This is a genomic window from Ruegeria conchae, assembly GCF_000192475.1.
In the GTDB taxonomy this organism is placed as follows: Bacteria; Pseudomonadota; Alphaproteobacteria; order Rhodobacterales; family Rhodobacteraceae; genus Ruegeria; species Ruegeria conchae.
This window is the reverse complement of the sequence record NZ_AEYW01000012.1, coordinates 1-14,798: the sequence shown is the minus strand read 5'-3', so window position 1 is coordinate 14,798 and position 14,798 is coordinate 1. Positions and strand designations below refer to the sequence as shown.

Below are 14,798 nucleotides of genomic sequence, written 5' to 3'. Positions count from 1 at the left end.
CGAAACAACATGGCACAAACTGACTTGTATACAGCCCGAGGTGATTTAGTAGGCCGCTTGTCGGCTCCTGAGATTGGACCACAAATTGTTGTTCTGAGGGACGGCGAGGATTACGATATCACGTCCCGCGACATTTCAACGATACAGTGTCTGTTCGAACTACCAGTTCCCGCTGTGTACGTCGCCACGATCTCGGGTAATGCGAGTGCAAACCTTGCCAATCTTGGGGCTGTGGGTCTGTCTGCCAACAGTCGCCTAACCAAAAGTCATTTTCCTGCCCTCATTGATCTGCATTCGATCAAAGCCGCAGCCGATACTTTTGCCAGATCCAAGCCGGGATGCAATTTTCCTAAGGACGTAATTGAGTGAACTGCAATGCAGAATAACGAACCTGACGCAGCTGGCCATAGGCCGCACCGAAACGTTTTGCGCTTGAATGAGCGGGACAATGTGGTCATTGCCCTGCGCGACATTGCTGCTGGTGAAGCCGTACCGGAAATCTCTGAACCGCTGCCAAGCGCTGTTCCCAAAGGTCACAAGATCGCCACCCGATCAATCGCAGTTGGCGAATACGTCTATCGCTATGGTCAAATCATTGGTCAGGCGACAAAGGACATCGCGATTGGGGAACATGTTCATGTGCAGAACCTTGGAATGGGCGCACATAAACAAGACCATGCGTTTGCGTCAGAAACCAAGCCGCTGCCCGCCTTAGCCGATGCACGACAATTTATGGGGTATCACCGGTCTGACGGAACGGTTGGCACGCGCAATTATGTAGGCTTGATTACAACGGTCAATTGCTCGGGATCAGTCGCGAGATTCATCGCAGAGGCCGCCGAAAGAAACGGGATGCTGGACGCCTACCCAAACGTCGATGGGGTCGTGCCCATCGTGCATGGCACCGGATGTGGGATGTCTGCAACCAATGAGGGCTATCAAGCACTGTTTCGAACATTGTCCGGCTATGCTCAACATCCGAACTTTGCCGGTATCCTGCTGATCGGGCTTGGCTGCGAAGTCATGCAGCTTTCGGAACTGGTTGGGGGAAAATCGATCCGCGCTGATGGAGCTTTGCGCTACATGACTATCCAGAACGAGGGTGGCACGCGCAAAACTATGAGGCGCGGATTGAAAGAACTGCAGGGAATATTGGAACTCGCCAATTGTGTGACACGTGCGCCCGCCCCGGTGTCACATATCACGGTCGGGCTTCAATGTGGCGGGTCAGATGGGTATTCTGGGATTACGGCAAATCCAGCCCTGGGACATGCGTCGGACCTGCTGGTTCAACACGGCGGCACAACGATTCTATCCGAAACATCCGAAATATACGGGGCTGAGCATTTGCTGACGCGTCGCGCCGAAACGGTTGAAATCGGAGAAAAACTGATCAAGCGGATCAAATGGTGGGAGGACTACACGGCGCGGAATGGCGGCGAGATGGACAACAATCCCAGTCCCGGCAATAAACGGGGTGGTCTGACAACCATACTGGAGAAATCTTTGGGCGCAACGGCCAAGAGCGGCACCGCTCCGTTGCGCGACGTCTATGAATTTGGCCAGAAAATCGACAAAAAAGGATTTGTATTCATGGACAGCCCAGGTTTCGATCCTTGCTCGGTCACCGGGCAAGTGGCTTCGGGAGCGAACATAGTTGTATTCACGACCGGCCGGGGATCTGTTTCGGGTTACAAACCAACCCCTTGCATCAAACTTGCGACAAACTCGGAAATGTTCGCCCGTATGTCAGAGGATATGGACCTTAACTGCGGCGACATTGTCAGCCATGATGTCTCAATCACCCAGAAAGGCGAAGAGATACTCGATATGATTATCCGCGTCGCGAGCGGGGAAAAAACCAAAAGCGAAGAACTGGGTTTTGGTGGAGCAGAGTTTGTACCATGGCAGATCGGTGCAGTGATGTAATCAGAGCAACCAGAGCTGTATACCAAATGAATGAGAGCCAAGGGCGTTGGCTCACGTTCAACGGCCCAATTCTACACGGTGATCATGCATCAAATTCCACCCGGTCAAGACGGTGTAGATCAAAGGCTTTGTTTAATTAGTTAGACGTACAGGCGTCTGTGGCGGGCTTCTGGACAATTCTATTTTGCATGGAATGCGGGCAAGTTCCGCGCCGTTGCCTGCCTGCACCTGACGGAAAAGGATGCCTGATCCGAATGAATCCTGCGTTTTGTGCGGACCGTAGGCTTCGGGCGCATCTCGCCACTTTAATCCATTGCGGTTGATGAAGATAATCCCGCCTAGTATCCTTCTATCATCGCCCCATGGTCTGCCGTGCGACTTCGGGTAAAATGCGGAAAACTTGGCCATCTGCTCATCGGTCAGTTGGAAAAGGTCGCTTATATCACCACTCCATTTTCGAGTCGTGAATCATGCAGCGCGTTGAAAATCAATGCATCCTGACCCTAATAGCTTCGGCAAAATTCAGGTGGTCAGGAAACTTTTAGTAGTGAGCGATACACTTGAACTATAGCCTTCGCCTCGCTCTCAATTCTAAAATTCTGTTGGACATGGCATCTGGCAGCACGGCCTTTGACCGTTAGTTTGTCGCGGTCTGAAAGCATTTCTCTAAGCGCGTCAGCCAAAGCCTCGGCATTGGCCTTCTCCACCAGCCGTCCTGTCTCGCCATCTTCAATTTGGGCATTAAAGGCGCCTACCCCATCGCAAGCAATGACGGGAACACCTGAAGCCATTGCTTCCAAAGGAGTCAGTCCAAATCCTTCGTGCCGAGCAGGCGCAACAAACAAGTCCAGTGCACGGTATAATTCGACAAGTTCGCTCCATGGGCGTTCACCTAAGAAGTGCACACGCTCCGCCAAGCCGCCTGATTGCAATTTTGTCTCTTGCTGTTGTTTAAACTCGATAAACTCTTTTGTTGTACGACCTGTGAATACAATTTCGACATTTGGAAACGCAGGCAGCACTTCAATGGCTGCGTCCACCAATAGGTCGACACCTTTTTGGGGGCGAATACGGCCGAAGCAACCAACCAATGTACAGTGAGGAAGTCCAAGTTTGTTTCTTAGAGCTCTTTTATCATCCTCAGGATGGAACAAGTTGGTGTTCACACCATGCATAATGACTGTTGCGGGATGATCTAGGAACGATGCAGCCTGAGGAGTTGTTGCGATCAGTGCATCCATTTTTGATATCAACCATTTGGTGTAAGCAGAATGATTGCGTTGGGCTGCTGACGTAAAGAGTAGTTTGAAGTTTCGCCGGAAGATTGTTGTCAACACCAAGCCCATCAGCATTTCAGCATTTCGACGCGCGTGCCAGACCCGCTTAACATCGCGAGGCAAAAACAATGTTCTCCAGAGCCTTATATGTGGGATGTCCTTCGGAAGACCCGGTCCAGTCGCACGAATGCCGATCATCTCTTTTTGAATTGGCAGTAAGCGGACAATGGTTGTTGTCACCCCCGAAAGACTTCGCTTCAGATTGGGCGCAATGACCTCAAGATTATGCACTCTACGCTCCTGCCTGAATCTGCTTCAGAGATGGTTGCTATATTTTGGGCAATAAAGCGATTCATTAGGTCGATGACAAGAGCGAGCGAGCGGCGCCCCGTATCTATTTGACACAGCCGTAAAAAGCCCCACAGGACGAGATATTTTTTATTGTCAGCTATCGTCAGTTTTTTGGGTTCTGTCGCAAAATTCGCCCCTACCTGTCAGATCGAACACAGTTCTGGTTACGCATGCTGACATGACAGGAGCAGACCGTGACTATCTTTTTTTTAAACGCGCATTTTCCGAAAGACGTGATCCTGCACGCGGTTTTCTTCTACCTGCGCTACGGTGTTTCATACTGGGATCTAGAAGAAATCATGGCGGAACGCGGCGTCGACCATGATACACAACGCTAAACCGCTGTGTCGGTCGGTATGCAGGCCTCATTGCTGAAACAGCGCGGTATGAAAAGCGTCCCGCAGACCGTTCGTGGCGCATGGATGTAACATTTTTAAAAGTGAGGGGCGGGCGGGTTTATCTTTACCGAGCAATCGAAAAACACGGTAAGATTCTGGATTTCATATTGTCCGAGCGCCGGAACAACGCCGCGGCGACGAAGTTTTTCGCCCGCACGCTCGCGGTGAACAGGTTACCACGCAAGATCGCCATCGACAAAAGTGGTGCCAACACAACTGGCATCAAGGCGATCAACAAGATGCTCAAGAGCTTTGGTTGGGGTTTGCTCCGGCTGGGGACAGACCCCCACTTGCGAAGGATCGGTGCCAGGACCTTCACCGAAGTGTTCAACGCAATTGGGGAAATTTGCGAATTGTGCGATCCGACTGAGTGCTGGAACTACTTCAAGGCTTCCGGATATACCTCAGGTTAATCCCGAAACGCTTTAATACCGACAGCGCGGCACGCTGACTGCACGTCGCTGCCATCCGCAAGCTTCAACTCAATCGCACGCAGCAGCTTCAAGATGTCTTCGTATGAGTGTCGCTTTCTCGCCATCTCAACTCCTCCATTCTCAGCAACATTAATGGCCCAGGTTTAGGGGCTAGGATAAACTGCATCGTTGCAATTTTGACCGCGGGGCAGCTGGTCATTCGTTTACTTATCCAATCAGTGTCATTTGGAAAGTGCCAGCAACACATTGCGAGCTACGCCCAGCTTGAGAACACCTCAGGTGTCTTAATGTCAAAGAAGTGTTAAACACTAGCTGAAGTATTGTGATTATTAATGTTGAAAGATGAACGTCTGATGCTGACGGAAATTAAGCGCTGGAACGCATTGCTGGTTGCCTTTTTATTTCTTGTATCGACACTGCTCTTGTTACGCCGTCTTGTTTACTTGTCCCAAGCTGGCGGTGGTGAATTTCAGCATGCTGACTGGTTGGTGAACTACTCCAGCGGAATAGTTCGTAGGGGCATATCGGGCGAACTCTTCCTGTTTATTTCCGAACTGTCACATGTAAATCCACTGATTCTGGTCAGCACAGTTCAGGCTGTTTTGACGGTGTTGATAATTGCGGTCCTTTTTGCAAAAGGTCTGTCACTGAGAATGCCCGATGTGGTCGTAATCTTGTTGGTTAGCCCGGCACTTGTGCTGTTCTGGGTCAACGATTCCACCGCAGCTTACCGAAAAGAACTATTGGGGTTGGCTGCGTTCCTGCCTTTGCTGTTTCCCCGAAGCAGCGGTTCGGTGGGTGTGGCGACTGTCGTGACCCTCTATGGCCTGTCGGTTTTCTTTCACGAAGCCAATTTGTTTTTAGTTCCAGGGCTAAGCGCGGCGCTTTATTTCCGTCTTGGAAAACAAAAGTCGATAGGGCCGATTGCGATCTTGTGGCTGATCTCGCTGGCGGCAGCTGTTTTTTCGGTGATCTACGTCAGTGTCCCGGATACCGATGCCATGTGCACGCGCTTGTTGAGCGCTGGATTGATTGATCGATTGTGTGGTGGAATATTTCCATGGCTGGTAGACGGATTTGGCGGCACGACTTCAGCGGTGAAGGTTATCGTTCTGGTTCGTGTGAACCTTGCAGTCGTAGCGCTGATGATCGCGCTGCTGCTGTTGTCCTGTCTGTGGATCGCGACCCGAGTTCTGAATGGGTGGTTCGAATGGGCGTTGTTTCTAGTCAGCGCCGGAACCCCTTTCATGCTGTATCCGATCGCTACTGACTGGAGCCGTTGGTTGTCGATGCAGGTATTCGTTATGACATTTCTGTTGTTGGTTTTGGCGGAAACACGCAAAGCCATAAACTTGCCAGTGCACAGGGCAACGTATGTTGTGGTTTTGAGTTTCAGTCTACTTGTAGGAATTAGTCATATAGCGCCAGAGCCAATCGAAGGTTTCGTTTTCCAATTCGTACATGCTGTAGGAGTCGTCTTAGGATGAGCCCGCCTTCACCTGAGTATCAACTGTTTTTGTATTGCGGACATTAGGCGCAGGTTCGATTGATTGTAGCAGCGCGAAGGGTTTCAGTAGACGGCCATAAGTATTTTTTTATGCATTTGTTGGCGGCTAGGGTAGAATCGGCAAGCATTTCTATTGTGGGATGACTCGATGCCTGGTCGCAAAGTACTGTTTGTTGAAGAAAAACAGCCAAATATGGCCCGTGTATCCGAGCTGCTGCAAGCCTGCGCCAACCAAAGCCAATGGGCGAACCGGGGACCTCTATATCACGAGCTGCGTGCGCTTTGTATTGATCATGTTGGGTTACCCGAAACCTGGGATGTCGTTCCATTGGCCAATGGTGGTATGGCTTTAGAGGCGCTGGCAGCCCTGCAATCGTACCGCGCAGGCCGCCGCATGAAATGGGTTGCTTCGGCATATACATTCCAAAACCTTGGACGGGGACGTTTCGATGATGTCCTGTTTCTCGACTGTGATGACAGAGGCCTGTTGGATCTGCACGCGCTCGAGGCGTTAGATCCGGTCACTTACGATGGTATCATCGTGACCAACCCTCTTGGTCTATACCAGGACTTTTCGGATTATTCAGCGCTAGCGCGTCGCCTGTGCAAACGGCTGCTGCTGGATAACGCGTCGGGGTTTCACACAAAACTTCCGAATGTGCCATGGCAGGCGATCAGCCTTCATCACACAAAACCCTATGGTTTGGGCGAGGGCGGTTTGGCGATCCTCCCAAAAGATCAGGCGGCCCATCTGGTCGAATTGACCAGCTATGGCTTCGATTTGGCCGACAGTGCCTTTTGGGTGGGCAATTGTAAGATATCAGACGTCGCCTGCGCCTTTTTGATCGACCGTATCGAAAGCGCTGGAACCTGGGGACCACCTTCGATTGAACAACGTGATCGGGTGATTTCGATCGCGACAGGTCTGGGTTTGAAGCCGCTGCATACGCCGGTTGCGAATATTCCAATGACCAGCATTCCCTTTCTGGCATCCGATCATGTACTTTATGAGCAGATGGCGTTTACCCGCCATCTGACTTTCCAGAAATACTATGTACCGGCAGCCCCCCGACCCAATGCTGTTGATATCTTCAACCGCGTCGTGAATATCCCTTGCCATAAGGATGTGGCCAAAGTGAACGACGACGAGATACGTGACGATATCCAGAGAGTCTTGGCTCAATCTCGTCCAACGGAAAGTTGTCTAGGTATTGTCAGATGAACTTGACTTGGGATGTTTCGATAGCTCGGGTAACCTCTGGTGTTAGCTGATCGCAATTTGGGCGACCACTTTCGAAAAAGATATGGACAAGGATATCCATACCTGCGGCCACCAAGACTTCTTTCCCATCTAACATTTCGTTTTGTCGGCGAAATCCCGTTTAAAATTGTTCCGCAATGTCGTGCACCTGCGGGTGCGAGAAATCAGCAAACAAGCGTGCCAAGACAAAGGTATCGACATCTTGAGCGCATCCCCAGTGAGCTATTGTGTTTTGCTCATCGTGTCTGATTAAGCACGACGAGAGCTTCAAAATGCAAGTGCGAGGTAGCAAGAGGTGCAATTAAACTGCGAACTGGTACACGATTACGAAGCTAGTAGTTGAAGGATGGTGTAGTGGACACACAAGCGTTCTGTTCCGCCTCTAGACTGGCAAGTGAAATATGGATGGCTGTTCCACCACCCCCCTTGCAATGAGTTCAGAGACCGATAAGCTATTCTATTTGTATTCCTAGTGGGCCATCTCGTTGATGAGGGATTAGCAGTTGGTCACTATAGTTTCGACAAAATACCGGACATGATTTCTTGATTTACCCTAGCAAGCCAAATGAACTCATCCTGTTGCCGGTGTTGAAGGCCCACCGCGGTCCTGGCGGAGGGCTAGTTCTAACACAAAAATACCTCGATGGGGCAGCCGAATATGCAAAGCACTGGGACGGTGAAGTAACAACTCTTGCTGAAGTTTCTCCGACCGCCTCTTCCGACATGGATCATGTCGAAGTTCACCTTGACCAAAACCTGCGTACTCGGGTTGAAGAACGACCCAAAGCATTGGCTGATTTGGTTCAGCGTATAACTGGAGCGGGGGCCGTCGTTGGTTTTCTTGACCCGAGTCAAGCAGAACTGACGCGCCAGTGTTTTTCTCGTGGGATACCCGTGATTCACGTGTGTGAGTATACGTTAAAAACCGAATTTCAGATTATTGACGCTACGCGGGCAAACTTTTTAAGAAAACTGCGTCGAAAAATATGGATCTGGAATGCAGAGCGTACCCGAAGGGAACTGCTCGGTTTCGTGGCCGGACTGCAATGCAACGGTGTGCCAATACATGATGCGTACAGACCCAACCGGCCTGATGCGTTTGTGTTTTTTGACAATCGGGTCCGCAGATCAGACGTTGCAAGTGACGACGACCTTGCAAGGAAGGCGGAAGTATTGCGCTCCGCAAAACCACTTCGCCTGATCTTTGGCGGGCGCTTTGTTCCGATGAAAGGGGTACTGCATCTACCGCGCGTAGCGCGCGGACTTGTCGACCGTGGTATCAACTTCCAGTTTCGCATCTATGGATCAGGGCCGGAGGAAGCCCGTCTTGTCGACGCGATAAGGCGAAATGGCGTCGAAGACTGGGTCACAATCCACCAACCTATGGATTTTCTATCTGGTTGGGTTCCATTGCTCAAACGCGAGGCAGATTTGTTCGTCAGTTGTCACCCACAAGGTGACCCCTCAAGCACGTATTCAGAGGTAATGTCCTGCGGCGTGCCTATCGTCGGATTTGCAAACGAAGCTTTCATGGGCATAGCATCACATGCTTGCAGTGGGTTTGTCAGACCTTTAGGTGATACCGAAAGTATGGCGGAGCAGATAGCAGTACTTGATCGCAATCGCGAAATGCTGATTGAATCCGCATATCGTGGCCGAAACTTTGCTCGCGAACATTGCTTCGAGAAGACTTTCAAGCGTCGCGCGCACCACTTCGCCGAGGCAGCAAAATCGTGGCGACGTAGCAGAACTCGCTAGGCTCCAGACTCATTGATTTACAGCCAGAATAGGACTGTAGCAGCGAGAGCGATGGCCGAGAGGAATACCTTTGGGCATCGGTCATAGCGCGTAGCAACCCGGCGCCAGTCTTTCAAACGTCCAAACGTAATCTCGATCCAGTTGCGGCGTTTGTAGCGACGCTTGTCGTACCGTACAGGTTTATTGCGTGATTTGCGGCTCGGGATACAAGGTCTTATTCCCCTGTCATTAAGGGCTTCGCGGAACCAGTCGGCGTCATAGCCTCGATCTCCCAGCAGCCAGTCAGCCGATGGCAGACTGTTCGCCAGAGCCCTGACGCCCGTGTAATCGCTCACCTGCCCAACGGATATGAAGAAGCGGATGGGGCGTCCCAGACTGTCAGTAACAGCGTGCAGTTTCGTATTCATACCACCCTTGGTGCGTCCTATCAGCCTGCCACACCCCTCTTTTTCAACCGCGGGCTGGAAGCCGTGCGGAGCGCATTGAGGTATGTTGCGTCAATCATGATGGTTTTATGATCTGTTCCCTGCGCAGCCAGCCCGTTCATGATCCGAGCGAACACACCCATATCGCTCCATCGTTTCCAGCGATTGTACAGTGTCTTTGGCGGCCCACATTCGCGCGGCGCATCGGACTAACGTAACCCATTGCGATTGATGAAGATAATTCCACTCAGAACGCGTCGATCATTAACCCTCGGCTTACCATGGCTCTTTGGAAAGTAAGACTGAAGCCGCGCCATCTGCTCGTCAGTCAACCAGAATAGATCGCTCATGTTATGCCCCTGAAACTCACGGATATGAATCACGCAGGCCGGATCACGGCAACCAAATTATTAGGTTCAGAACCTAACAATCAACTTTGACCAGTCAGATGAGGCTGCTCACATCCAGTTAATGCCCTTCGGGGCTCCTTTCAACGAACTAGGAACAAATCGTTGACAAATTACTGATGTATGAAAAATCTTGTAGTCCAAATATGATGATGAGCTAGGATCATTTTTCAGTCTGATAGTGTCAGTAAGATATAGGTTAAAGATGGAAACAGAGAAACATGGCACATTGCTTTTGTACGCCCCTGCCCCCCTTTATTCCCAAAATGACACTCTGTTTGCAGAGGATCAGGCTTTGAATGGTCTGAGACTTTGGGCGAAATCTTTTGAGCGCGTCATGGTGATGATGCCGCTTATGAAAGGGACCCCACCTCAAGGTTGGAGTTCGATAGAAATCAGCAAGCATTTGCTTGATCGGGTTGAGATTATCCCAATGCCGGAGGCCTTTCGTCCGGATCAGTTTTATAGACAATTACGCGCAACCAGACGCCGAATAGCAGGGTATATCGCTCAAGCCGACTATCTCTCTTTCGCTATTGGCGGTCTGTTCGGTGATTGGGGATTAGTATCTTGCAGCGTTGCGGTTCAAATGAACAGACCGCATGCTGTTTGGACAGATAGTGTACACTCGCAAGTAGTGTGGAGGACACGAAACGAAGGAAACTGGCGTAGGCGCCTAATGGCACGTGTGACTTACCTTCCGATGGTGGTGTACGAGAGGAAAGCAATACGCCAAGCGAACCTCGGCCTTTTCCACGGGCGTGACACGTTCGAAACCTACAAACAATATTCGATCAACCCGCAGATTGTGCACGATATTCATTATAGCGCTGAAGACCATATCACAGAGACAGCATTAAACCGTAAGATTGAGGGCGCCCAAAGTGGTCCGATTAAAATAGTCTATACGGGCCGAGCTGAAGAGTTAAAAGGGCCTCTGGACTGGATAGAAGTTCTGGAAAATCTCGCCTCGGATGGGATAGATTTTCAGGCTACGTGGCTGGGCGGCGGATCGCAGATGTCGCGGATGAAAGAGCGTATTGCCCGGAGCGGGCTGTCGGACAGGGTTCGAACGCCTGGGTTTGTCTCAGATAGAGAAGAGGTCTTAAAGGCAATTCAAGAGGCACATATTTTCCTATTTTGCCACAAAACACCCGAGTCCCCCCGTTGCCTGATCGAAGCTCTTATTTCAGGCACGCCATTGATTGGGTATGATAGCGTATACGCTCGAGATCTCGTGGATGTCCATCAGGGTGGAAAATTCGCTAAAATCGGAGAAATTGATAAGCTATCAAGTCTTATCGAAGAACTCGAAATAGATCGTACCTTCCTCGCGGACCTCATCACCAAAGCAAAACTGGATGGCGAGCCATTCGACGATGAAGCGGTTTTTATCCATCGCAGCGATTTGATCAAAAAGCACCTACCCGTTAATCCATGAAGCGTCTTCACGATTGGGATTTGGATCACTTTCTCCTTTCTATACAATTCTGAAAAAGCCCACCATTTTTTCCAATGATGGGCCTTCATAATCACAAAAGCAGAGAAATTGTATCTGCGTTTAGCTCGCAGAGATCAGATATCGAAGACCTCAATGGTGACGGTTGCTTCGGTCAACTGCCCGGAGGAATCCGCAACCCAGTAATCGAAGCTATCCGTTCCCTCATAGCCGAGATCTGGCTGATACAGCAAACTGCCATCTTCCTGCACGTATACGTCACCATGCTCAGGGTCAGTGAAACCGCTGACATTCAGCACCGCATCTTCTGCATCAGAGTCATTGGCCAGCACGTCAACCAGGATTCCCTGACTCATGTTGGTGGAAAAATTGTCATCCCGTGCATCCGGAGCTGATCCACCCAGATTGATCACACCATTATATCTGGCACCGTTTGCGGCATTGTTGATCATCCAGTTGTTGGCCAGCTCTTCATGGGTCATTTCCAGCGTCACAACGTGAGTGATCCGGGTCAATTCACCAGTGGCGCGGTCAGCGAGGAAATCGTCGATCAGAATGACGTTTCGGCCATCTGGCGTGGAATAATACCCCTCTTCCGAGATGATGTGGATGATATGATTATAGAAATCGAGCTCCAGTGGATCCTGAGACAACACACGATCGCGGGTTCCGATCGAGTCCGTCTTGATCCCGTCGAAACTGAAGCTCTCACCCACTGCAAGGCTGGTGTCGCCATTGTGGATAAACTCCATCCGACCAGGTGTGAGATCATCTGATGTCAGCAATTGATGCTGGTTCGGATTGAAACCATAAAGATCAGTTCGGTTGTTGATGCCTTCATAATCAATAATGATGTGGGCGATGTCTTCATCCGGAACGGTCCAGTGCGGATCCCATTCCATGTCAACACCTCTGTCAAAGCCTTCGACACGCAGACCATTGAACACCATATCGGTCGTGTTGCTGCCTAGAAGCACCCCATAATGCGTGACATCGCCAAACCGCTCGGTCGTGTTGATCAGATCAAAGTCTATCAGCGTGTAATGCGATGTATAGCTCAGATTTACCCCGTTCGCGGTCTCCCAGTTCAGGAACCCGTCAAACACAGATCGGATTTCATGCGTCTCCTGCCAAGGCATGTCTTTGAGAACGATAATGCCTGTGTTTGTTCCAAAGGCTTCATTGTCACGGAAACCCTGAATCGGAGCATAGTTGTTCAGAATCTCATCTTGACCATACGCGATCTCGGGGTGATCCAGGTTTGCAGAGTCAGGATTCTCTTTGCTGTTGCGATGCATCCAGACGAAGCCGTTATTGGTGTTCGCCGCGACGTTTTCAGCCGCTTCCACCAGACGTCCGGCGAAAAAGAAACCGTCTCCAGTGTGGCCGGTGTCCTGCGCGGCGACGCGCGTTGCGTCTTTGACGTTCCAGTCACCCCAGTTAGTACCTTCGACGTTGATCGCCATATTTCTGAGCCAAATACCGGTTTCATCCCCGGCTTCTGCCGCGAAGGCTGCACCAAAAATGTCGAAGGCGACGTTATCGGTGAAATTCGCATTACTGGAGTGGTGCACAAAACCCCAACCCGGAGAGCCATCAACAACGTTCCCGACAGCCATTGCCGGATCATCTGGGTCCGACGTACCGGTTCTGTGGAAATGAAGCGAATAGCGTCCCTGAATATTGCTGTCTGGCTCTACAACCGCCAGATCCGCTGTGCTCTGAACGGCGAGGAAAGATTTATCGGTACGACCAAGATCCTCGAACGCTGCGTAACGCACATCGACATCATCGTTATGCATAAACATCACGTGCCCGCGATGATGAGTTTCGGTGGCGTCACCATCCTCGCTCGAGATCGTGATGTTGCGTGACATGTTCGAGACGTAAGCGAACAGATCTTCGCGCGGAGTATCATGATCATACTCCAAAGGAGGTTCAAAGATAATCTGGTTGCCGTTGATCGCCGTGATCGTCAGTTCTTCATCCTGAGGCTCGACATAACCCTCTATGGTACTGGAATGGCCCCTCTGGTGCGTGCCAGTAAGTACAATTTTGTCGCCCACTTGCCAGCCATCGGGCACCTCAGACAGAGACAAACTAGTATCTCCAGTCATCGGTGCTTCAGAGACATTCAAAAACGCGTCTTTCTCAGCGCCATAAATCTCAACCTGGCCGTGCGAAATCACCCCGCGCGACAGCAAGGATGGATCCCAGTTGACGTCGATATCACCATTGTTGGCAATGACAATGTCGACATTCACATTCGCCGCAATCGGATTCTCGGCGGTGCCAATTTCAAGCCGGCCCGATGTATCAACCACCAATGTGTCGACAACCATGCGACTATCAATATCGGTTGCGAATGAAAGCTCACCATCGACACGAACCGTGAACAACGAAGCATCACTTTCGCCATTATAACGGACCGCAATGTTTTTCGGGATCAGAACATTGGCCCCTGCATCCGGTATTCTACCTTCGTGCCATGTATTGGGATCGAACCAGTCACCATCAGACACCGCCACATGCGTTGCCTCTGAGCGCGGAACCAGGTCCAGCAATTGGCCGTGTTCCACCATCCTGCTCGTGTCATCGCCATGCGCATGCGCATTCGGTTCGGCCATCACCGCTTCAACGAAAGCATCATACTCTTCCGGGCTGGTCGGTTCCGGGATCGTGCCCGGAATGTTGGCACCGCCGTGGTCCACTTCGTCGTCGCTACCATGACCGCCATGGTCACTGTGGTCGGTTCCGTCGGTGGTATCGTCGGTGGTATCAGTGCCATCCGTGGTGTCGGTACCGTCGTGACCGCTATGATCCGTACCATCGGTGGTATCGGTCCCGTCTGTCGTGTCAGTACCGTCATCACCGCCCTGGTCCGTTCCGTCTGTGGTATCGGTGCCATCTGAGGTGTCAGTACCATCGTGACCGCCGTGGTCCGTACCGTCCGTGGTATCGGTGCCATCTGTGGCATCGGTACCGTCGTGACCGCCATGATCCGTACCATCCGTGGTATCAGAGCCGTCCGTGGTGTCGGTACCATCTGTCGTATCGGTACCGTCGTGCCCGGAATGATCCGTATCATCTGCACCGTTTGCCGGTTGCGTCAGGCTGTCGCCCGAGATAACTTCGGTCGCCCCGTTTGTATCGGGACCGCTCCATTCCAATCTGAGGACCTGTTCGCCCCAAATCTCGAAATACCGGATTTCGATGTCGTGTTCGCCCGCTTCCAGATCAAGTGTGACCGGGACGGTTACGCCAGCATGGGCGCCGTCATTGTTGATCACCTGCTCACCATTCAGATAAAGCGCAGAGCCATCATCAGACGTTAGATAAATCGTGTAAGTTCCGGCCGCTGCCACATTCAGTGTGCCAAAATAACGCGCCGCGAACTCATCATGCACACCGCTCTCCCAGAAAGGGTCATTTGAGCTTTGGAAGTTCAGTTCAGAAACGGAACCAGTGGCATCAGGCGTCGCATCGAAATCGATATCCGCAAGGCTCCAAGCCGCTGTTGGCAATACGAAATACTGAGCGGCAAGACCTCGATTTTGCGTCGCCTGATCGTCCGTGGTGTCGGTACCATCAT

At 51.2% G+C, this 14,798-nt stretch carries 9 protein-coding genes and 3 pseudogenes; 7 read left to right on the top strand and 5 right to left on the bottom strand.

All coding sequences use genetic code 11. The features are described 5' to 3' along the window. The first annotated feature begins 9 nt into the window (after positions 1–9). Positions 10–369: a hypothetical protein gene (locus tag G7G_RS0110530; RefSeq protein WP_010441244.1), complete on the top strand. Its 360-nt coding sequence runs from the start codon at positions 10–12 to the stop codon at positions 367–369. 6 nt (positions 370–375) lie between these two features. Beyond that, on the top strand, positions 376–1,929 hold the full coding sequence (locus tag G7G_RS0110525; protein ID WP_010441242.1) for a UxaA family hydrolase: 1,554 nt from the start codon (positions 376–378) through the stop codon (positions 1,927–1,929). A 264-nt stretch (positions 1,930–2,193) separates the two neighbouring features. Here G7G_RS0110525 and G7G_RS24210 read toward each other — a convergent pair. Further along, positions 2,194–2,370, bottom strand: a pseudogene (locus G7G_RS24210) (transposase); the annotation flags it as partial. Positions 2,371–2,459: 89 nt separating this feature from the next. Next, entirely contained in the window at positions 2,460–3,497 is a 1,038-nt protein-coding gene (locus tag G7G_RS0110520; RefSeq protein ID WP_010441240.1) for a glycosyltransferase family 4 protein, read from the bottom strand. A 254-nt stretch (positions 3,498–3,751) separates the two neighbouring features. Here G7G_RS0110520 and G7G_RS23940 point away from each other — a divergent pair. Further along, positions 3,752–4,212 (top strand): annotated as a pseudogene (locus G7G_RS23940) (IS6 family transposase); the annotation flags it as partial. A gap of 152 nt (positions 4,213–4,364) precedes the next feature. Here the strand turns inward: G7G_RS23940 and G7G_RS24840 are convergent. Continuing rightward, positions 4,365–4,493 carry a hypothetical protein gene (locus tag G7G_RS24840; RefSeq protein WP_010441235.1) on the bottom strand — a complete coding sequence of 43 codons (129 nt, stop codon included), beginning with the start codon at positions 4,491–4,493 and terminating at the stop codon, positions 4,365–4,367. A gap of 249 nt (positions 4,494–4,742) precedes the next feature. Here G7G_RS24840 and G7G_RS0110505 point away from each other — a divergent pair, with 249 nt between their 5' ends. The 3 genes from G7G_RS0110505 to G7G_RS0110490 all read left to right on the top strand — a co-directional run bounded on the left by G7G_RS0110505 (position 4,743) and on the right by G7G_RS0110490 (position 8,915). Continuing rightward, the gene (locus tag G7G_RS0110505) at positions 4,743–5,876 is read left to right on the top strand and encodes a hypothetical protein (RefSeq protein WP_139056602.1); all 1,134 of its coding nucleotides are present in this window, start codon (positions 4,743–4,745) and stop codon (positions 5,874–5,876) included. 168 nt (positions 5,877–6,044) lie between these two features. After that, positions 6,045–7,118 carry a DegT/DnrJ/EryC1/StrS family aminotransferase gene (locus G7G_RS0110500; protein ID WP_010441231.1) on the top strand — a complete coding sequence of 358 codons (1,074 nt, stop codon included), beginning with the start codon at positions 6,045–6,047 and terminating at the stop codon, positions 7,116–7,118. Between the two features lie 582 nt (positions 7,119–7,700). Further along, positions 7,701–8,915, top strand: coding sequence for a glycosyltransferase (locus G7G_RS0110490; RefSeq protein ID WP_010441229.1), 1,215 nt, complete (start codon positions 7,701–7,703; stop codon positions 8,913–8,915). A 17-nt stretch (positions 8,916–8,932) separates the two neighbouring features. Here G7G_RS0110490 and G7G_RS23935 read toward each other — a convergent pair. Continuing rightward, a pseudogene (locus tag G7G_RS23935) lies at positions 8,933–9,690 on the bottom strand (IS5 family transposase). 262 nt (positions 9,691–9,952) lie between these two features. On the opposite strand from G7G_RS23935, the gene G7G_RS0110475 reads away from it, so the two are divergent. After that, positions 9,953–11,188 (top strand): glycosyltransferase, encoded by a 1,236-nt coding sequence (locus G7G_RS0110475; protein ID WP_010441225.1) that lies wholly within the window; start codon positions 9,953–9,955, stop codon positions 11,186–11,188. 134 nt (positions 11,189–11,322) lie between these two features. Here G7G_RS0110475 and G7G_RS22915 read toward each other — a convergent pair. Then, the coding region (locus tag G7G_RS22915) for an Ig-like domain-containing protein (protein ID WP_010441223.1) at positions 11,323–14,798 on the bottom strand (3,476 nt) is incomplete at its 5' end.

Coding starts and splice junctions, on each gene's coding strand:
- G7G_RS24840 (WP_010441235.1), bottom strand. CDS start 4,493: ATGGCGAGAAAGCGACACTCATACGAAGACATCTTGAAGCTGCTGCGT.
- G7G_RS0110475 (WP_010441225.1), top strand. CDS start 9,953: ATGGAAACAGAGAAACATGGCACATTGCTTTTGTACGCCCCTGCCCCC.
- G7G_RS0110500 (WP_010441231.1), top strand. CDS start 6,045: ATGCCTGGTCGCAAAGTACTGTTTGTTGAAGAAAAACAGCCAAATATG.
- G7G_RS0110525 (WP_010441242.1), top strand. CDS start 376: ATGCAGAATAACGAACCTGACGCAGCTGGCCATAGGCCGCACCGAAAC.
- G7G_RS0110530 (WP_010441244.1), top strand. CDS start 10: ATGGCACAAACTGACTTGTATACAGCCCGAGGTGATTTAGTAGGCCGC.
- G7G_RS0110505 (WP_139056602.1), top strand. CDS start 4,743: ATGCTGACGGAAATTAAGCGCTGGAACGCATTGCTGGTTGCCTTTTTA.